The 18,000-nt window shown below is 72.5% G+C and carries 18 protein-coding genes; 13 read left to right on the top strand and 5 right to left on the bottom strand.

All coding sequences use genetic code 11. The annotated features are described in order from the left end of the window. Positions 1 to 19 precede the first annotated feature (19 nt). The 3 genes from ACLE50_RS10315 (at position 20) to ACLE50_RS10305 (ending at position 4,043) form a co-directional block, all read left to right on the top strand. Positions 20 to 1,198: a glycerophosphodiester phosphodiesterase gene (locus ACLE50_RS10315; RefSeq protein ID WP_410943218.1), complete on the top strand. Its 1,179-nt coding sequence runs from the start codon at positions 20 to 22 to the stop codon at positions 1,196 to 1,198. Positions 1,199 to 1,337: 139 nt separating this feature from the next. Then, on the top strand, positions 1,338 to 3,086 hold the full coding sequence (locus ACLE50_RS10310) for an HsdM family class I SAM-dependent methyltransferase (RefSeq protein WP_410943217.1): 1,749 nt from the start codon (positions 1,338 to 1,340) through the stop codon (positions 3,084 to 3,086). A gap of 60 nt (positions 3,087 to 3,146) precedes the next feature. Further along, on the top strand, positions 3,147 to 4,043 hold the full coding sequence (locus ACLE50_RS10305) for a hypothetical protein (protein WP_410943216.1): 897 nt from the start codon (positions 3,147 to 3,149) through the stop codon (positions 4,041 to 4,043). Between the two features lie 37 nt (positions 4,044 to 4,080). On the opposite strand, the gene ACLE50_RS10300 is transcribed toward ACLE50_RS10305, so the two are convergent. Together ACLE50_RS10300 and ACLE50_RS10295 are read right to left on the bottom strand one after the other, a co-directional pair. Continuing rightward, the gene (locus ACLE50_RS10300; RefSeq protein ID WP_410943215.1) at positions 4,081 to 5,574 is read right to left on the bottom strand and encodes an amylo-alpha-1,6-glucosidase; all 1,494 of its coding nucleotides are present in this window, start codon (positions 5,572 to 5,574) and stop codon (positions 4,081 to 4,083) included. Beyond that, positions 5,574 to 5,999, bottom strand: a complete 426-nt coding sequence (locus ACLE50_RS10295) for an SRPBCC family protein (RefSeq protein WP_410943214.1) — start codon at positions 5,997 to 5,999, stop codon at positions 5,574 to 5,576. Before ACLE50_RS10295 ends, ACLE50_RS10300 begins: the two co-directional genes overlap by 1 nt. A 129-nt stretch (positions 6,000 to 6,128) precedes the next feature. Here ACLE50_RS10295 and ACLE50_RS10290 point away from each other — a divergent pair, with 129 nt between their 5' ends. Both ACLE50_RS10290 and ACLE50_RS10285 read left to right on the top strand, forming a co-directional pair. Next, positions 6,129 to 6,536: a YciI family protein gene (locus tag ACLE50_RS10290; RefSeq protein WP_410943213.1), complete on the top strand. Its 408-nt coding sequence runs from the start codon at positions 6,129 to 6,131 to the stop codon at positions 6,534 to 6,536. Between the two features lie 61 nt (positions 6,537 to 6,597). Continuing rightward, positions 6,598 to 7,737, top strand: coding sequence for an RNA polymerase sigma factor (locus ACLE50_RS10285; protein ID WP_410943266.1), 1,140 nt, complete (start codon positions 6,598 to 6,600; stop codon positions 7,735 to 7,737). Here the strand turns inward: ACLE50_RS10285 and ACLE50_RS10280 are convergent. Next, positions 7,721 to 8,488: a trypsin-like serine peptidase gene (locus tag ACLE50_RS10280; protein ID WP_410943212.1), complete on the bottom strand. Its 768-nt coding sequence runs from the start codon at positions 8,486 to 8,488 to the stop codon at positions 7,721 to 7,723. The genes ACLE50_RS10285 and ACLE50_RS10280 overlap by 17 nt on opposite strands. A gap of 101 nt (positions 8,489 to 8,589) precedes the next feature. On the opposite strand from ACLE50_RS10280, the gene deoC reads away from it, so the two are divergent. Next, a complete protein-coding gene (gene deoC, locus ACLE50_RS10275) occupies positions 8,590 to 9,312 on the top strand; it encodes a deoxyribose-phosphate aldolase (protein ID WP_410943211.1) in 723 nt (240 codons plus the stop codon). Positions 9,313 to 9,437: 125 nt separating this feature from the next. Then, a complete protein-coding gene (locus ACLE50_RS10270) occupies positions 9,438 to 11,642 on the top strand; it encodes a hypothetical protein (protein WP_410943210.1) in 2,205 nt (734 codons plus the stop codon). A gap of 24 nt (positions 11,643 to 11,666) precedes the next feature. Here the strand turns inward: ACLE50_RS10270 and ACLE50_RS10265 are convergent, their stop codons facing one another. Continuing rightward, positions 11,667 to 12,299: a TetR/AcrR family transcriptional regulator gene (locus ACLE50_RS10265; RefSeq protein WP_410943209.1), complete on the bottom strand. Its 633-nt coding sequence runs from the start codon at positions 12,297 to 12,299 to the stop codon at positions 11,667 to 11,669. A 90-nt stretch (positions 12,300 to 12,389) separates the two neighbouring features. On the opposite strand from ACLE50_RS10265, the gene ACLE50_RS10260 reads away from it, so the two are divergent. Together ACLE50_RS10260 and ACLE50_RS10255 are read left to right on the top strand one after the other, a co-directional pair. Continuing rightward, a complete protein-coding gene (locus tag ACLE50_RS10260; protein WP_410943208.1) occupies positions 12,390 to 12,920 on the top strand; it encodes an SCP2 sterol-binding domain-containing protein in 531 nt (176 codons plus the stop codon). A 15-nt stretch (positions 12,921 to 12,935) separates the two neighbouring features. Beyond that, complete coding sequence (locus ACLE50_RS10255; RefSeq protein ID WP_410943207.1) at positions 12,936 to 14,144, top strand: acyl-CoA dehydrogenase family protein; 1,209 nt, start codon at positions 12,936 to 12,938, stop codon at positions 14,142 to 14,144. 22 nt (positions 14,145 to 14,166) lie between these two features. Here the strand turns inward: ACLE50_RS10255 and ACLE50_RS10250 are convergent, their stop codons facing one another. After that, entirely contained in the window at positions 14,167 to 14,523 is a 357-nt protein-coding gene (locus ACLE50_RS10250) for a MerR family transcriptional regulator (RefSeq protein ID WP_410943206.1), read from the bottom strand. A gap of 73 nt (positions 14,524 to 14,596) precedes the next feature. Between ACLE50_RS10250 and ACLE50_RS10245 the strand changes: the two genes are divergently transcribed. The 4 genes from ACLE50_RS10245 (at position 14,597) to ACLE50_RS10230 (ending at position 17,940) form a co-directional block, all read left to right on the top strand. Further along, on the top strand, positions 14,597 to 15,034 hold the full coding sequence (locus ACLE50_RS10245) for a Rossmann-fold NAD(P)-binding domain-containing protein (RefSeq protein ID WP_410943205.1): 438 nt from the start codon (positions 14,597 to 14,599) through the stop codon (positions 15,032 to 15,034). A 164-nt stretch (positions 15,035 to 15,198) separates the two neighbouring features. Further along, positions 15,199 to 16,197, top strand: coding sequence for an esterase/lipase family protein (locus ACLE50_RS10240; RefSeq protein WP_410943204.1), 999 nt, complete (start codon positions 15,199 to 15,201; stop codon positions 16,195 to 16,197). Positions 16,198 to 16,312: 115 nt separating this feature from the next. Beyond that, on the top strand, positions 16,313 to 17,179 hold the full coding sequence (folP, locus tag ACLE50_RS10235; protein WP_410943203.1) for a dihydropteroate synthase: 867 nt from the start codon (positions 16,313 to 16,315) through the stop codon (positions 17,177 to 17,179). Further along, a complete protein-coding gene (locus ACLE50_RS10230; protein WP_410943202.1) occupies positions 17,176 to 17,940 on the top strand; it encodes a dihydrofolate reductase family protein in 765 nt (254 codons plus the stop codon). Before folP ends, ACLE50_RS10230 begins: the two co-directional genes overlap by 4 nt. The last annotated feature ends 60 nt before the right edge of the window (positions 17,941 to 18,000 follow it).

Raw genomic sequence — 18,000 nt, 5'->3', positions numbered from 1 at the left:
CGGATCCGATGGAGTGATCATGAATCTGTGGGGCTCGCGTGCCAGGGGGACCTCGTCGCCGGACGAGACGACTGCGGAGTCCGGGCAGGTGAACCGGCGTGCGTTCCTCACCACCACCGGCGCGGCCGCCGCGCTGGCCGGGGCCGCGGTCGTCGTGCCGTCGTCGGTCGCGGAAGCGGCCGAGCCGGCCGCCGAGGGCCGCAAGGACAAGCGGCCGCTGATCGTCGGGCACCGCGGGGCGTCCGGCTACCGGCCCGAGCACACCCTGGCGTCCTACGAGCTCGCCGCCCGGATGGGCGCGGACTTCATGGAGCAGGACCTGGTGCCGACCAAGGACGGGCACCTCGTCTGCCGGCACGAACCGGAGATCGGCGGTACCACCGACGTCGCGGACCACCCCGAGTTCGCCTCGCGGAAGCGGACGAAGACCATCGACGACACCCCGTACACCGGCTGGTTCACCGAGGACTTCACCCTCGCCGAGCTGCGGACGCTGCGTGCCAACGAGCGGGTCCCGAAGGAGCGCCCGCACAACACCCTCTACAACGGACGCTTCCAGATCCCGACGTTCGAGGAGGTCCTCGAGCTGCGCACGCGCCTGTCCAAGGAGCTGGGGCGCGAGGTCGGGATCTACCCCGAGCTGAAGCACTCGACGTACTTCCGCAGCATCGGGCTGCCGCTGGAGCAGCGGTTCCTCGACATCTTCAACCGGTCGGGCCTCAACCGGCACGGTGCGCCGGTGTTCGTGCAGTCCTTCGAGGTGGGCAACCTGCGCTGGCTGCGCAGCCGGCTCAAGGTGCGGCTGGTGCAGCTCACCGACGCCACCGGCGGCCCCGCCGACCTCAAGGCGGCAGGCAAGCCGCGGACCTGGGCCGACATCACCTCGGCCGCCGGGCTGCGTGAGGTCGCGACCTACGCCGACGCCGTCGGGCCCGCCACGACGCAGGTCGTCCCGGTCACCCCGGACGGCGGACTCGGGAACCCGACCTCGCTCGTCTCCGACGCCCACGCGGCCGGGCTGCTCGTGCACCCGTACACGTTCCGCAACGAGAACGCGTTCCTGCCGCCGAAGCTGCGCCGCCCCGGCGGGGACGACGACTACGGCGACGTCTTCGCCCTCTACGACGCCCACCGCAAGGCCGGGGTCGACGGGTTCTTCACCGACAACACCGACACCGCGATCATCGCCCTTCGCTAAGCCGAGGCCCGTGCCTACGGCAGTGCCCAGCACGCCGACCTCGATGTCAACACGTCGGTTGCGCCGCCGCGTTGAACAGGGCATCCTCGATGTATCGAACGCTAGTTCGACTACTGGGTGTGTTCTGTGAGGTGTGCTGATGCAACTCGGTCTGTTCGACCACGGCATGCCGCGCGCAGCGGACGATGTCGCCTGCGGCAGGATGCTGGCCGTGGCGGCTCCGGATAGTGCTCTCGACACGGCGGAGCTGCGCAAGTCCCGGGGAGCGTTCTTCACCCCCGAGCCGGTAGCTCGCCACATAACGGACTGGGCGGTCCGGTCCACGGCTGACCGGATCCTGGAGCCGTCGTGTGGCGAGGCGTCGTTCCTGCTCGCGGCGGTCGACCGGTTGGCGGCGCTGCGTGCTCCGGGTGCGGAGGACTCCGATCTCGGACACCTCGACGGTATCGAGTTGCATGCCGATTCCGCGCGGGCTGCGGAAGAGATCCTGTCGAGGGTCGGTGTTGACGCTCGGATCAGTACGGGCGACTTCTTCTGCTGCGAACCGACAGGTAGTTACGACGTCGTCATCGGCAACCCGCCCTATGTTCGCTATCAGGATTTCTCCGGTGAGGCTCGCACTCGGTCCAGAGAGGCTGCGTTGCGTGCCGGTGTCGCCCTTTCGCGGCTTGCGTCGTCTTGGGCTGCCTTCACGGTGCACTCTGCATTGTTCCTGCGGCCCGGCGGTCGCATGGGACTGGTCCTTCCGGCAGAGCTTCTGAGCGTGAACTACGCTGCCGAGATCCGCCGATTCCTGCTCGATTCGTTCGAGCGGGTCGAGCTGGTTCTATTCAACGAGCGAGTGTTCCCCGGAGTGCTCGAAGATGTCGTTCTGCTTCTGGCTGAGGGATACCGTCAGGGGCCCACCGAGCAGGCCACAGTTCGATATGCGCAGAACGCCGGGGCGCTCGCTGCCCTCGACACCAAAGTACGTGTGTGGCAGCCGGTGCGCGCCGAGGACAAGTGGACCCCGTCATTGCTGCCCGAAGATGCCCTCGGCGCCTACGCCGGTCTCCTCTCAGGGGGCGGATTCGTTCCGCTCGAGGCGTGGGGTGACACGACCCTGGGGATGGTGACCGGCAACAACCGTTGGTTCTGTTTGTCACCGGAACGTGTCGCCGAGCTCGGGCTGGAGGCGCGCGACCTGGAACGCCTGTGCCCGCCGGGGAGTCGCCACCTGCGCGAGCTCGAGTTCTCTCCCGCGACGTGGTCGCAGCTGGGCGAGACTGGTTCGGCGACCTGGTTGTTCCGCCCGTCCGGTGAGCCGTCGCGGGCTGGGTGGGACTACATCGCCGCGGGTGAGGCCGACGATGTCCACACGGCGTACAAGTGTCGGGTTCGGACGCCGTGGTGGCGGGTACCGATCAGTGAACCGGCCGACATGCTGGTCACGTACATGAACGCCGACACGCCTCGGCTGACCAGCAATATCGCACGAGTTCGGCACCTCAACTCAGTGCACGGCCTCTACCTGTCCCCGGATCTACGTGCGCTCGGCACGAGTCTCCTGCCGCTGGCCTCGTTGACATCGATGACACTTGTCGGCGCCGAGACCGTCGGACGTTCCTACGGCGGAGGCATGCTCAAGCTGGAGCCCAAGGAGGCTGACCAGCTCCCGGTTCCGCATCCGGATGTCGTTCGAGCAGCACAGCCTGCACTCGAACGGGTCCGGCCCAAGATCGCCTCACTGCTCGCGAACAAGTCCGGAGTGGTCGCAGCAGCCGCGCTGATCGACGATGTCCTGCTCGAAGGGGAACTTGGTGTGGCTCGTTCCGAGATCGCCGCGTTACGCGAGGCTCACGCCGGGCTGACGGCACGTCGCTTTGCGCGTGGTCGGGATGCGAAGTAGCCGGGGCATGGGTGGGAGGATCAGTGCGATGAGAACGCTGTCGTCCCAGCGGCGGTCCTGATGGCTGCGAAAGAGGACTCCTTCAGCCCGTTCGATGACGTCCTTCTCGACGTCGATGTATCGCAGCCGTGGGCTCATGACCAAGGGGATTCCCCGGTTTATGAGCCGTCATACGACACGCTGAATAAGATTCTCGCGGTCGCAGTCGAGCGAGGCAGTGTCAGGCAGAGCGGAATCTTCGCCAACGGCATCGACGTCTGGATCGCCCACGAGCTTCGGCGTGCCGGTTTCAGTGCTGATGAAGTCTGGCCCCGCCCGACCCGTCCCCGCATCCTCCCGCGTGAACTCGCGATGCTCCTCGAGTCACTTCCGCCCAAGCTCCGCGATGATCTGGCACCCCGGATCGCCGGGATGCCGGCGATCGCGCCGGTCGATGCGAAGGTGCTCGGACGTGCCTATGAGAAGCAGGTCGACGTCGCCATCGCGCGGTGGGACCGTGGTCCCGAGGTGCTCATCAGCACGAAGGCGCAGCTGTCCAGCTTCGGCAAAAACCTGCCCAATAGGTTCGAGGAGTCCTACGGCGACGCCGGCAATCTGCGTGGGCGTTACCCGCTGGCCGCCGTCGGCTACTTCTTCGTCCAACGCGCGACGATCACTCGGGACGAGCCCGCCGCGTTCGAGCGCACCATCGACATGGTCCGGAAGCTCCGCGCCGCCGGCGACGTGAACGGATACTCCGCCACGGCTTTGTTGCTGGTCGACTGGACCACGGATGAGGAGGGGGCGATACGGACGTCGGTCATCGAGGACGTGGTACCCGATGACATCGCCGCACCGCAGTTCTTCACAACCATGATCGATACCGTTCTGGCGGCGTCACCAGTTACCTATCACGTCGCGGTTCGTGAGGCGCGGGAACGACGGGTCTTGCCGCTTCCGGAGAATCCTGACAGCTGAACGGCGACCGAATGGATCAGGGCCGATCGTCGTATCCCTACCCCAGCTGCGCGAGGATCGCGGCCTCGAACGGTGACGGGGCCGAGGCGTCTGCGGACGCCCGGCCCGCCGCGTACAGCCCGGCGGCCGTCCACGCCTGCACCTCCTGTGGCGGCTGCTCCAGCCGGTTCTCCCGCTGGTCGGCGTCCTGCCACACGTCGACGATCCGGTCGTTGAGCACGCCGCGGTCCTCGGCGCCGCGGGCGAACTCGGGCAGTAGCCCGGTGACCCGGTGCACGCGCCGGCACCGGGCGCGGAGCTCCTCGGCCAGCGCGTGGAAGCCGTGGCGCCGGAGGCCGTCGGCGACGTGCAGGCTCTGCCACAGCCAGGAGCTCCCGGTGTGGTAGCCGCCCGGCCAGTACCGGACCTCGTCGGCGTGCAGGGTCCGGAGCCCCGCCGAGCAGAGCAGGCCCGGGCCGAAGAGCTGCCGTACGACGTCGTCGCGGTACGGCGCGGCGTCGGCGCCGTCGAGCAGCCCGCTGTACAGCAGGTGGCCCATGTCGCTGGTCCGGGTGCGCAGTGGCCGTCGTGCCCCGTCCGGGCCGTGGTCGAGCGCGGCGGCGAAGAAGCCGGGGCCGTCGTCGCCGTCGATCCAGAACCGGTCGAAGACGCTGCGGCGCAGCCGGTCTGCGCGCTCGGTGAGTGCATCGTCCGAGGTCCGGTGGGCCGCGGCGCGCAGCGCGTCGTAGACCGCCGCCTGGACGTCGAGCGCCGCGACGGGCCGGTCGAAGTCCGGCAGCGAGCCGTCGGCGTGGCTCAGCGCGTCCGGCGAGTCCCGCCAGGTCTGGTTCTCCAGGCCTCCGGGGTTGATCCGCCGGTAGGTCAGCAGGCCGTCGGGATCGTCGTCGACGTGCCGGCACAGCCAGGCGACGGCCTCGTCGACGCAGGCGGACAGCGTCCGGCGGCTGCCGTCGCGTCGCTCGACCTCGTCCTCGGCGGCGTCCGGGCAGTCGTCGAGGTACCGGATCGCGGCGCTGACGAACAGCGCGGTCGTGTCCACCGACCCGAAGTACGGCCAGCCCCAGCCGTTGCTCGTGGTCAGGGCGCGGGCCACCGGGTCGTCGGGGTCGCGCCATTCGTGGAGGATCTTGCCGGGCTCCTCCTCCCTCGCCGCGTCGTGCCGGATGCCCTGACCGCGGGCCAGTGTCTCGATCGTCGTGCGGCGCAGCAGCGGGAAGTGGTCGCCGATGAACTGCTCCACCCGCAGCGAGTCCCGCCCGAACACGGCCTCGAACTTCCGCAGCTCGGGGTCGGCCAGGCCAGGGTCGTCGGCGGTGGTCGCGGCGTGCAGCGGACCGGCGGCGCCGACGTCGTCGAGCTCGGTGACGTGGGCCAGCGCGAGCAGCGCGTGCTCGGGCGTGATCGGCGGAACCCGGAACGCGGTCCGCATCCTCCGGCAGCCCACCACGGCGTCGGCCGGCCCGAGATGCCCGACGACGTCGGTGAGGTCGCTGTCGGTGCTGCTGCCGCCGCTGCTGTCGCCACGCGCCATCAGGACCGCGCCTTCACCCCGCGCACCAGCCCGCCCAGCAGCACGCTCGCCATCCCCTTGATCAGCTGCGGTTCACCGATGGGCAGCCGCTGGTCGGTCTCGATCGCGTAGCTGATCTCGGTGCCCGATCCGGACGGGCGCAGGGTCACCTCACCGCGGTAGTTGCGCAGCGGCACCCCGGCCAGCGCGCGGTAGGCCAGCCGGTGCCCGGGCTCGAACGCGGTGATCTCCTCGACGATCGGGCCCGGCGAGCCGATGCCGGCCTTGCGGATCGCGCCGACGCCGTTCGGCTCCGGGTTGCCGGGCTTCGTGACCTGCACCTTCAGGCCCGGTAGCCAGGTCGCCATCCCCTCGTGGTCGGCGAGCGCCGCCCACACGGTGTCGGGCGGGTCGGGCACGGTGCGGACGGACGTCGCTCGGGGCATGGCCGGAACCTACCGGCGAGTACAAGAAACTGGGAAGAATCCTGGTCGTCGATGTCGAGAACGTGTCGCCGGCTCCGACTCCCTGGTGTACGCGGCCACACCGGGCCGCACCGACACGAGGAGAACACGATGGCCAAGTACCTGATGCTCAAGCACTACCGCGGCGCGCCCACCCCGGAGGGCTTCGTGCCGATGGACCGGTGGACGCCCCAGGAGGTCAGCGATCACATCCGGTACATGCGCGACTTCGCCGACCGGCTCGTCGAGACCGGTGAGTTCGTCGGCGAGCAGGCGCTCGCGCCGGAGGGCACCTGGGTCGCCTACGACGGCGAGGGGCGCCCGCCGGTCGTCGACGGCCCGTTCGCGGAGACCAAGGACCTGATCGCCGGCTGGATGATCATCGACGTGGACAGCTACGAGCGTGCCCTCGAGCTGGCGGCGGAGCTGTCCGCGGCACCCGGCGCAGGCGGCGAGCCGATCCGCGAGTGGCTCGAGCTGCGCCCGGTGATGACCGAGCCGCCGACCGTGCAGGAGTGAGGCAGGCGTGGACGGTGAGGTGAGCGTGGACAGCGAGGCAGGCGTGGACGGTGGGGCAGGCGTGGATGCGGCGCTGCTGCGGAGCCTCACCCCGCGCGTGCTGGCGATCCTCGTCCGTCGCGGAGCCGACTTCGCGACGGCCGAGGACGCCGTTCAGGACGCGCTGGTGGAGGCGCTGCGGGTGTGGCCGTCGGACCCGCCGCGGGAGCCGCTGGCCTGGCTGGTCACGGTCGCCCGGCGCCGGTGGCTCGACGCGGTGCGGTCCGACGAGGCACGCCGCCGTCGCGAGGACCTGATCGACGCCGAACCGGAGCCGGGTCCGGCGCCGCCGGCCGACGACACCCTGGCGCTCTACTTCCTGTGCGCGCACCCGTCGCTGACGCCGTCGTCGGCGGTCGCGCTCACGCTGCGGGCCGTCGGCGGCCTCACCACCCGGCAGATCGCCCAGGCCTACCTGGTGCCGGAGGCGACGATGGCGCAGCGGATCAGCCGCGCCAAACGGACCGTCTCCGGGGTGCGGCTGGACCGGGCGGGCGACGTCGGCACCGTCCTGCGCGTGCTCTACCTGGTGTTCAACGAGGGGCACTCCGGTGACGTCGACCTGGCCGCCGAGGCGATCCGGCTGACCCGGGCGCTGTCGTCGTCGATCGACCATCCGGAGGTACGGGGCCTGCTCGCGCTGATGGTGCTGCACCACGCGCGGCGCGCGGCCCGGACCGCACCGGACGGCAGCCGGGTCCCGCTCGCCGAGCAGGACCGGAGCCGCTGGGACACCGCCGCGATCGCCGAGGGCGTCGCGATCCTGCAGGCCGCGCTGGCCCGCGACCGGCTCGGCGAGTTCCAGGCCCAGGCCGCGATCGCGGCCCTGCACGCCGACGCGCCCCGGGCCGAGGAGACCGACTGGCCCCAGATCGTCGAGTGGTACGACGAGCTGGTCCGGCTCACCGACAGCCCGGTCGTCCGGCTCAACCGGGCCGTCGCGGTCGGTGAGGCCGACGGTCCGCGCGCCGGTCTCGCGGCGCTGGCGGAGCTGGACGACTCGCTGCCGCGGCACACCGCCGTGGCCGCCTACCTGCACGAACGCGACGGCGACCCGGTGACCGCGGCCCGGCTCTACGCCGAGGCGGCGCACGCGGCGTCGGACCGGGCGGAGCGGGTGCACCTGACCCGGCAGGCGGCGCGGCTCAACTCGCGGGCGTGACCGTCGCCCGGGCGTAGAGCGCGCGGACGTCGTCGGACAGCACCGCCGCGAACGACGTGTCGGCGGTCGAGCCGCCCTCCTCGAACCCACCCGTCACCCCGACGAGATCGGTGCCGTGCGGCCCGGCCAGCCACGGACCGCCGCTGGTGCCGTCGGGCAGGCCGGGGACGTCGAGGCGCAGCTGGGTGGGGGAGAGCTCGTCGACCCGCCCGGTGACCGCGGCGGGGCGTTCGGCGCCGACCGGGTAGCCGACGGCGGTGACGCTCGTGCCGGTGGGAGCCGGGCCGAACACGAGGTGGTCGGCACCGGTGACCTCCTGGACCGGGGTGCCGTCGTCCCGCTCGACCTGCAGGAATGCGACGTCGTGGTCCGGGTCCGCGCCGTTCGCCCAGGCCGGGTCGAGCAGCACTGAGGTGACCCGCCACGTCCCGGACGGGGCGACGCCGTCGTGGTAGCCGGGGGCGAAGCTGATGTCGGTGCTCGGCGCGGCGCCGTCGCCCTCGGACGCGCAGTGCGCCGCGGTGACCACCAGGTTCCCGGCGGGGGAGTCGACGACCGAGCCGGTGCAGAAGTGCGTGCCGGGCGGCCCGTCCGGCCCCTCGAACAGCGCACCGGTCGCCGGCCATGGCGTGCCGGGGTCGTCCCGGGCGGCGGGGACGTTCGCCGCAACCAGCACCGCGGTGACCACGAGCGCGGGCAGCAGCACCGCAGCCGGACGGACGCGTCCGCCCCGCCACCGGTCGAGCGCCATGCCGACCTCCCGTCCCACCCGTCGGTACCGACGGTAGCCCCCGGCCCCGCCGCCCCGCGTACCCTGCCGGTACCCGCACCGCCGATCCTGCGAGGACCTTCGTGAGCGCTCCGACCCTCACCGCCGCCGAGATCGCAGGCATGATCGACCACGCGATCCTCAAGCCCGAGCTCACCCGCGACGACGTCGACGCCCAGCTCGACACGGCCGCGCGCTACGGGATCTTCAGCGTGTGCGTCCGCCCCGGCGACGTCGCGCACGCCGTCGCCCGGCTCGCCGGCAGCGGCGTCGCGGTCGGCACGGTGATCGGCTTCCCGCACGGCACGACCAGCACCGCGGCCAAGGTCGCCGAGTCCCGGCAGGCGCTGGCCGACGGCGCCGCCGAGCTCGACATGGTGGTCAACATCGGGTTGCTGCGCAGCGGCCTGACCGACGACGTCGAGGCCGACATCCGGGCCGTCGTCGAGGCGGCGGGGGAGCACGTCGTCAAGGTCATTCTGGAGACGGCGTTCCTGACCGACGACGAGATTGTCGCCGGCTGCGAGGCCGCCGAGCGGGCCGGCGCGGCGTTCGTGAAGACCTCCACCGGGTTCGCCGGCGGCGGCGCGACACCCGAGCACGTCGCCCTGATGCGCCGCACCGTCGGGCCGTCGGTGCAGGTCAAGGCCTCCGGCGGGGTCCGTGACCTGGACACCGTGCTCGCCTTCCACGCCGCGGGCGTCACCCGGTTCGGCACCAGCGGCACCGCGACCATCCTCGACGACGCCGCCGCACGCGAGACCGGCTCGGACGCCGCGGCGCGGGTGGACACCGGCTCGTACTGAGCCGCTCCGGCAGCAGGACCGATACCGGACCGATGCCCGTCCGGGTGCTGCGTCGGACTGGGGTGCGGGCCACTGACGTGCGAAGCTGGTCCGGCGACGACGCCGATGATCCCGGAAGGACCTCCATGTCCGAGCAGCGCCTCCCCAACCCCTGGTCCGTGGCCGGGGTGACCGGGACGGTCCTGGGCGCGGCCATCGGGACCGCGGGCGCCGCAGTCCAGATCGGACGACAGGTGCCGGTCTGGCTGGCTGGGGCACCGCGTGCGGTCGAGGTCGTGCCCGCCGTCGCCGGGGAGATCGCGACGCTGCCGCGGCGCATCGCCGGGGTCGAGGCCGCGCTGACCGGGATCGGCCCGGTCCTCAACGACGTCCTCGGCCGGGTCACGACCCTGTGGGACGACCCGCAGATCGTCGAGCGGGTGGACCAGCTGACCAAGGCCGTCATCGAGCTGGCGGGAGCCGCCGGGCCGCTGACCGACCTCGCCGACGCCCGCGACGACCTCGGGCGCCTGGCCGGTGCCGTCGAGCCGCTGCGTGACCTGGGCACCGCCGTCGGTCCGCTCAGTGACCTGAGCGACGCCGTGGGGCCGCTGCGTGATCTCAGCGAGGCCGTCGGACCGTTGCGGGAGCTGGCCCTCGTACGCGACGACCTGCGCACCCTCGCCGATGTCGCGGGACCGCTGCGCGAGCTGGCGACCGCCGCCGATCCGCTCCGGGAACTGGCCGGTGCCGTCGGGCCGTTGCGTGAGCTGGCGGGTGCCGCGGGGCCGCTGGGTGAGCTCGCCGGTGCGGTCGAGGCCCTGCGGGAGCTGTCGACGGCCGTCGAGCCGCTGCGCGAGCTGGGTACCGCGGCCGGGCCGATCCGGGACCTGAGCACGGCCGTGGAACCGTTGCGCGACCTGAGCACCGCGGTGGAGCCGCTGCGTGACCTGAGCACCGCCGTCGAGCCGCTGCGTGATCTCAGCAGCGCCGTGGAGCCGTTGCGGGAGCTTGGCACCGCGGTGGGCCCGTTGCGGGAGTTGAGCGAGGCCGTCGGTCCGCTGCGCGAGCTGAGTGCCGCAGTGCAGGCCCTGCAGGACCTGAGCACCGCGGTCGGACCGCTGCAGCAGCTGAGCGATGCGGTCGGGCCCCTGCGGGATCTGAGCACGGCGGTGGAACCCCTGCGGGACCTGAGCACGGCCGTGGAGCCGCTGCGGGACCTGAGCACCGCGGTCGAGCCGCTGCAGGAGCTCAGCACCGCTGTCGAGGCGCTGCGTGCGCTGAGTGCCGCCGTCGGGCCGCTGCAGGAGCTGTCCACTGCCGTTGAGCCGCTGCGTGATCTCAGTGGGGCGGTCGGCCCGCTCGAGCAGCTCGCCCCTGCCCGGGACGACCTGGCGGCACTCGCGGGCGCGGTCTCCGCGCTGCAGGAGCTGTCCGGCGCGGTCGGGCCGCTGCAGGACCTCGCGACCGCGCGCGACGACCTGGGCAAGCTCGCCGGAGCCGTCGGCCCGCTGCGTGAGCTCGCCGAGGCCCGCGCCCACCTCGCCGAGCTCACCGGGGCCGTGCCCGCCGTCCGAGAACTCGCGACCGCGCGCGACGACCTCGGCCGGCTCGCCGAGGCCGTCGAGCCGCTGCGCGAGCTGGCCCGCACCCGCGAGGACCTGGCCGCGCTGGCGGGCGCCGTCGGTCCGCTCGATGAGCTGGCCCGCACCCGCGCCGATCTCGCCACGCTGGCCGGCGCTGTCGAACCGCTGCAGGACCTCGCGCAGGTCCGCGACGATCTGGCGTCCCTGGCCCGGGCCGTCGAGCCGCTGCAGGAACTGGCCCGCACCCGCTCCGACCTCGCCTCGCTCGCCGGTGCGGTCGAGCCGCTGCGCGAGCTGGCCCGGACCCGTGAGGACCTGGCGTCGCTGGCCGGCGCGGTGGAGCCGCTGCGCGAGCTCGCCCGCACGCGGGAGGACCTGGCGCGGCTGTCCGAGGCCGTCGGCCCGCTGCGCGACCTCGCTACCGTGCGCGCCGACCTGGCCGCGCTGGCGTCCGCGGTCGGGGAGAACGGCCCGGTATCGAGCATCGCCGCCGCGGTCGCCGACGCCGACGAGACGGACGACGGCACCGCGCCCCGCCTCGCCGCGCTCGACGAGAACCTGGCGCAGGCCGCGCACCAGCTCACCGTCGTCGCCCCGGACCTGCGCTCGGTCGCCGCCCGGATCGACGCCCTGGACCGGCAGATCAGCGTCCTCGCCGACGCGCTCGCGCCGCTGCAGGGCACGACCGAGCGGATCGGCCGGATCGTCGACCGGCTCCCGGACCGCTCCCGGCGCCTGGTCACCCGCCCGGCCACCGAGCGCTGACCCCGCGCGGCGGGAGCGGGATCCTCAGCCGCGCAACCGGTCCAGTCCCGGCCAGACCAGTGCCATCAGGGTCCCGGCCAGCTCGTCCGGGTCGCCGCCGCCGTTCCCGGCGGCGGCCCATTCGGCCAGCCCCTCCGCCGCGCCGACCAGCGTCGCGGCTGTCGGCGCCGTGGCCGAGGCGTCCGCACCGCCGAACTCCGCGGCCAGCAGCTCCGCCACCCGCCCGACGATCCGGCCGCGCGCCTCGTGCACCTCCGCCGCGACGACGCCGGTGCGGGCCTGCCGGTAGAGCACCGACCAGCCGTCGCGGTGCGAGGAAAGCGTCGCGAAGAACGCCCGCAGACCGGCCCGCAGCCGCGCCTCCGGACCGGAGCCGCCGGCCTCCCGGCTCCCGGCCGCCTGCGACACCGAGCCGAGCAGCCGGTCGGCCTCCCGCCGGATGCAGCGGCGCAGCAGCTCCTCCTTCGACCCGCCGCCGTGGGTGTAGACCATCGGCTTGGACACCCCGGCCAGCTCCGCGACGTCGTCCATCGAGGTGTCGTGGAACCCGTGGCGCGAGAAGGCCTGCACCGCCGCGTCGAGCACCTGGCGCTCGCGCTGCTCGGGAGGCAGCCTGCGCCGTCGCTGCGGCGCGCGACGACTCTCCGGTGCGGTCACCCTCGACACTCTATCTACTGCTGCGTAAAGTAACGACCGAACGAACTGTTACCGCCGGTAGCAGGCACGCCCCCACGGTGAGGTGGAGCGATGAGCGAGACGATCGATGTGAACGAGCTGGGGCGCAGCGTCGACCCGAAGTCCCTGTCGGACAAGGAGCTGATCGAGACCCTCACCCACGCCCTGCGCGAGGGCGACCCGGCCGACGTCGAGCCGTCGCTGTTCGCCCGGCTCGTCCAGAAGGCGGGTCCGAAGCAGCTCGACGCGGTGATGTCCTCCGACGTCCGCGGCCCTGTCCTCGACGCGATCTTCGGCCGGATGGGCGAGTTCTACGAGTCCAAGGGGTCGGGCGCGAGCCGGCAGGTCGTGCACTGGCACATCAAGGACAAGCACCGCACCGACAGCTTCCAGACGGTCATGCAGGGCGGCGTCTGCACGGTCACCTCGGAGACCGACGAGGACCCGCGCACGGCGCTCACGATGTCCGGCACGGACTTCCTCAAGATCGCCACCAGCAACGCCAACCCGGTCACGCTGTTCATGACCCGCAAGCTCAAGGTCGCCGGTGACGTCGGGTTCGCGACCGCCCTGCCCAAGATGTTCGTGATCCCGTCCGCCTGACGAGAAGGACGTGCGATGACCTCGTTCGAGCTGTCCGACGAGCACCGTGAGCTGCAGGAATGGGTCCACGGCTTCGCCGCGGACGTCGTCCGCCCGGCCGCCGCCGAGTGGGACGAGCGCGAGGAGACGCCGTGGCCGATCCTGCAGGAGGCCGCGAAGATCGAGCTCTACAACTTCGAGACCCTCGCGTCGTTCTGGGGTGACGAGTCCGGGCTGTCGCTGCCGCTGGTGAACGAGGAGCTCTTCTGGGGCGACGGCGGCATCGGCATGGCGATCTTCGGGACGACGCTGGCGGTGGCCGGCATCTTCGCCTCCGGCACGCCCGAGCAGATGGTCGAGTTCATCCCGCAGTGCTACGGCGACGCGGCCGACCCGAAGGTCGGCGCGTTCTGCTCGTCGGAGCCCGAGGCCGGGTCGGATGTCTCGGCGATGCGCACCCGCGCCGTCTACGACGAGGCCCGCGACGAGTGGACCCTCACCGGGCAGAAGGCGTGGGCCACCAACGGCGGCATCGCGAACATCCACGTCGTGCAGGCCGTCGTCGACCCGGAGCTGGGCAGCAAGGGGCAGGCGGCGTTCGTCGTCCCGCCGGGCACGCCGGGGCTGGAGTCCACCCGCAAGATCAAGAAGATGGGGCTGCGCGCCTCGCACACCGCCGACGTCTTCCTCGACGACGTGAAGCTCCCCGGATCCTGCCTGCTCGGCGGCAAGGAGAAGCTCGACGAGCGCCTCGCCCGCGCCCGCGAGGGCGTGCGGTCGAAGGGGTCCGCCGCGATGCAGACCTTCGAGCTGTCCCGCCCGGCCGTCGGGTCACAGGCGGTCGGTATCGCCCGTGCCGCCTACGAGTACGCCCTGCAGTACGCGGGCGATCGGGTCGCGTTCGGCTGCCCGATCATCGACAACCAGGCCATCTCGTTCCTGCTCGCCGACATGCGCACCGAGATCGATGCCGCTCGGCTTCTGGTGCACCGGGCCGCCTGGATGGGCCGCAACAACGTCCCGTTCACCGCGGGTGAGGGCTCGATGTCCAAGCTCAAGGCCGGCCGCGTCGCGGTATGGGTGACCGAGCGCGCCATCCAGATCCTCGGCGGCGCCGGCTACTCGCGCGAGCACCCGGTGGAGCGGATGCATCGTGACTCGAAGATCTACGACATCTTCGAGGGCACCGAGCAGATCCAGCAGCTGGTCATCGCCCGCGCGATCTCAGGACGGCACCTGGCCTGAGCGGTACGGCCTCGGCGGCCGGTCAGGAGTCGCGCGGGACCTGCCCGTGCGCCTCGCCGATGCACCGGTCGAGCCGGTCGCGCACCTCCTGCAGCTCCGCGAGCCGCCGGTCGAGGCGGTCGCGTTCGGCGACCAGGAGATCCAGCAGCTCGGACGACACCTCGCCGGAGTCCGCGAACGGCAGGATCTCGCGGACGGCCCTGCTGGGCAGGCCCGACGCGTAGAGCTTCTGGATCAGCCCGACCCGGTCGACGGCGCCCTCCGGGTAGCGGCGCTGGCCACCGGGGTTCCGGGTGGACTGCAGCAGACCCTGTTCCTCGTAGTAGCGCAGCGACCGCACGCTGACGCCCGACCTGGCGGCGACCTCTCCGATCCGCACCCGGCCTCCCGTGTCGATCTCCGTCCGAGGCTTGCACCTGACGTGGGTGTCAGGTTCTAGCGAGGCCACGTTCATGGAGCTCCTGGTGGCCCCCGGGGCGGGGCTCGACGCGGGCCGGGTGTCCTTCCTGACACCTCCGGACCGGGTCTTCCAGGTCATCGCGGTCCGGGACATCGGACGGATCGTCGCCGGGGTGTTCGGGGCACCCGACCGCTACGCGGGCCGCACCTTCGACATCGCCGGTGACGCCATCGCCGGCAGGGGCCTGGCCGAGCAGCTGACCCGGGCCGCCGGCCGTCCGATCGAGTACAGCCGCCTGACCGCGTCGCTGCCGGCGCAGGACGAGGCCCTCGGGAGGCTGGCGGCGCTCTTCGAGGACGGCAGGCTCGCCGGGCACGCGGACCTCGACGCCCTCCGCGCGGAGTTCCCGTCGCTGCTGCGCTTCGACGACTGGCTGGCGGGTCCGGGCGCCCCTCTCCTCGCAGCGGCGCTCGCCCCGGCGGTCCGATGAGTGCAGTCCGATGAGCGCGGTCCGATGAGTTCAGCGGTCCCGCGGACGCCGTGCTGCACCCTGGCCGACCTCCCGCGGGGCCGGCACCCGTCCGTGCACGTCACCCGGCCCGCACGCGGGTCGTTCACCGGAGTGAAGCCGTTGATCGAACTCCGGAGACGCGCATGCCCAGCACGACGAGGTCCGTATTGCTCGCCGGTGCCGTTGCTGCGGCGCTGCTCCTCGGCGCCGCGGGGGCGGCCAGTGCGGCTCCCGAGCCCACGGCCACCGGCCCGGAGCTCACCGCGCCCGGCCTCGCCGACAGCCTGAGCTGCCACGGCGACCTCGCCGACCGCTCCACGGGCGACCCGGTCCTGCTGGTCCCGGGCACACTGCTGAACCCGGACGTCAACTTCGACTGGAACTACGCCCGCGCGTTCGCCGGGCAGGGCCGCGGCTACTGCACCGTGCAGCTGCCCCGGCACGCGACCGGAGACATCCAGACCGCCGCCGAGTACGTCGTGAACGCGATCCGCACCATGCACGACCGGTCCGGCGGGAAGGTCTCCGTGGTCGGGTTCAGCCAGGGCGGGATGGTGCCGCGCTGGGCGCTGAAGTACTGGCCGGACACCCGCGGGATGGTCCGCGACATGATCGGGATCGACCCGTCGAACCACGGCACGCTCGACGCCTACCCGGCCTGCGGGCCCGGCTGCGTCCCCGCGTTCTGGCAGCAGCAGAGCGGGTCGCGGTTCCTCGGCGCGCTCAACGACGGGCCGGAGACGTTCGCCGGGATCGACTACACGGTCGTCTACACCCTGACCGACGAGGTCGTCGTCCCGAACCTGCCGCCGGCGCCGAGCTCGGAGCTGCGTGGCGGGCAGGGCCGGGTCGCGAACGTCGCGGTGCAGTCGATCTGCCCGGTGCACGGCGCCGATCACCTCTCGATGGGCACGACCGACCCGGTCGGGTACGCCGTCGTCGCCGACGCCCTGGACCACGACGGCCCGGCGCAGGCTGGCCGCGTCGACCGCGGCGTCTGCCTGCAGGACGTCATGCCGGCGGTCGACCGGACGCAGCTGCCGGCGAACAGCGCCCGGCTGACCGCACAGCTCGCGTCGAGCATCGCGACCGAGCCGCGGGCGCCGGCCGAGCCGCCGCTGAGGGAGTACGCCCGCGGCTGATCGGGGCGAACCGGACACGACCGCGGCCCCTGTGGGCAGGTGGGGCACCGGCTGGGGAGGATGGAGCCCGAGCCGGGCCTCCGACGGGGCCCGGGCCGTGTCGCGAGGAGGATCCGTGCCGAGCCTGACGTTCCGTGGACGCACCTGGAACCGGGACCGGGCGATGGTGATGGCGATCGTCAACCGGACCCCGGACTCGTTCTACGACCACGGGGTCACCTTCGCCGAGCAGGCGGCTCGGGACCGGATCGCCGCCGTGGTCCGCGAGGGTGCCGACGTCATCGACATCGGTGGTGTCCCGGCCAGCCCGGGTACCGAGGTGTCCGAGCAGGAGGAGATCGACCGGGTGGTGCCCACCGTGGAGTGGGCCCGGACGACCTTCCCGGACGTCGTGATCAGCGTCGACACGTTCCGCGCCGGTCCCGCCGACGCCGTCTGTGCCGCCGGTGCGCACCTGGTCAACGACAACTGGTCGGCTGCCGACGACGGCATCCTCGACGTCGCCGCCCGCTACGGCGCCGGCTACGTCAGCGCGCACACCGACCACGTCGCGCCGCGCACCGAGCCGCACCGCCCCCGCTACGCCGACGTGGTCGGCACGGTGGTCACCCAGACCGTCGCGCTCGCCGAGAAGGCCGTCGCCGCCGGGGTGCCCGCCGAGGGCATCCTGATCGACCCGGCGATCGACTTCTCCAAGAACACCCTGCACAGCCTGCAGGTCCTCCGCGGGGTCGACGCGATGGTGGCGACCGGCTGGCCGGTGCTGCTGGCGATGTCGAACAAGACCGTCGTCGGCGAGTCGCTGGGCGTGCCGCTGGAGGAACGGCTCACCGGCACCCTGGCCGCGACCGCGCTCGCCGTCGACCGTGGCGTGGCGATGGTCCGCGCGCACCAGGCCCGCGCCACCCGGGAGACCTGCGAGATGGTCGCGACGGTGCGCGGCGAGCGGAACCCGTCGCGTGCGGTGAGACTGCTCGCGTGAGTGCGATCCACCAGATCTTCCCGGCCGCCGACGCGCGGGCGCTGTCGGCCACCGATCTCGAGAACCTCTACGCCTATCCCGACGACCGCATGCGGGTCTGCGTCAACTTCGTCTCCAGCGCCGACGGCGCCGTCGAGGTCGAGGGCAGCTCCGCGGGGCTGTCCACGCCGCCGGACCGCGCGGTGCTGGACCTGGGCACCGACCTCGCCGACGTCGTGCTCGTCGCCGGCGGCACCGCGACCGCCGAGGGCTTCACCGGCGTCGAGCACAACGACCGGATGGACGACCGGCGTCGCCGGTTCGGCCTGTCGGAGCTGCCGAGCACCGCTGTCGTCACCTCGACGGGAAACTCGCTCGACCCGTCCGCGCCGGTGCTCACCGACACCGTGATCCCGACGATCGTGCTGACCAGCGAGGCCGCACCGCAGGACCTGCGGAAGCAGTGGGCCGACGCCGGTGCCGACGTCGTCGTGACCGGTGAGCAGGGCGTGGACCTCGCCGTCGCGCTGGCCGAGCTGGAGCGCCGCGGGCTGCGCCGGGTCAACTGCATGGGCGGGCCGTCGCTGTTCGGCAGCCTCGCCGAGGCGGGTCTGGTCGACGAGCTCCGGCTGACCCTGGCGCCGTTCCTGGTGTCCGGGGAGGCCGGCCGGATCGCCCACGGCGCGGGCATGGACCCGGCCCGGCTGGAGCTGCTCAGCGTGGTCACCGGCGACGACACGCTGCTCATGCGTTACCGGGTCCGCGCGACGCCCACAACGTAATCGTCGATCTGACGGGAACCCGCTCGGCGCAGGACGGGGAGGGCTCGGCGTCGCCGCCGG

The sequence above is a fragment of the Pseudonocardia phyllosphaerae genome, assembly GCF_046546475.1.
Taxonomy (GTDB): domain Bacteria; phylum Actinomycetota; class Actinomycetes; order Mycobacteriales; family Pseudonocardiaceae; genus Pseudonocardia; species Pseudonocardia phyllosphaerae.
This window is presented reverse-complemented; position numbering and strand designations above follow the sequence as displayed.

Excerpts from the sequence above, each read along its gene's own strand:
- ACLE50_RS10315 (WP_410943218.1), top strand. The coding sequence starts at position 20 with ATGAATCTGTGGGGCTCGCGTGCCAGGGGGACCTCGTCGCCGGACGAG.
- ACLE50_RS10310 (WP_410943217.1), top strand. The coding sequence starts at position 1,338 with ATGCAACTCGGTCTGTTCGACCACGGCATGCCGCGCGCAGCGGACGAT.
- ACLE50_RS10305 (WP_410943216.1), top strand. The coding sequence starts at position 3,147 with ATGGCTGCGAAAGAGGACTCCTTCAGCCCGTTCGATGACGTCCTTCTC.
- ACLE50_RS10300 (WP_410943215.1), bottom strand. The coding sequence starts at position 5,574 with ATGGCGCGTGGCGACAGCAGCGGCGGCAGCAGCACCGACAGCGACCTC.
- ACLE50_RS10295 (WP_410943214.1), bottom strand. The coding sequence starts at position 5,999 with ATGCCCCGAGCGACGTCCGTCCGCACCGTGCCCGACCCGCCCGACACC.
- ACLE50_RS10290 (WP_410943213.1), top strand. The coding sequence starts at position 6,129 with ATGGCCAAGTACCTGATGCTCAAGCACTACCGCGGCGCGCCCACCCCG.
- ACLE50_RS10280 (WP_410943212.1), bottom strand. The coding sequence starts at position 8,488 with ATGGCGCTCGACCGGTGGCGGGGCGGACGCGTCCGTCCGGCTGCGGTG.
- ACLE50_RS10270 (WP_410943210.1), top strand. The coding sequence starts at position 9,438 with ATGTCCGAGCAGCGCCTCCCCAACCCCTGGTCCGTGGCCGGGGTGACC.
- ACLE50_RS10260 (WP_410943208.1), top strand. The coding sequence starts at position 12,390 with ATGAGCGAGACGATCGATGTGAACGAGCTGGGGCGCAGCGTCGACCCG.
- ACLE50_RS10255 (WP_410943207.1), top strand. The coding sequence starts at position 12,936 with ATGACCTCGTTCGAGCTGTCCGACGAGCACCGTGAGCTGCAGGAATGG.
- ACLE50_RS10245 (WP_410943205.1), top strand. The coding sequence starts at position 14,597 with ATGGAGCTCCTGGTGGCCCCCGGGGCGGGGCTCGACGCGGGCCGGGTG.
- ACLE50_RS10240 (WP_410943204.1), top strand. The coding sequence starts at position 15,199 with ATGCCCAGCACGACGAGGTCCGTATTGCTCGCCGGTGCCGTTGCTGCG.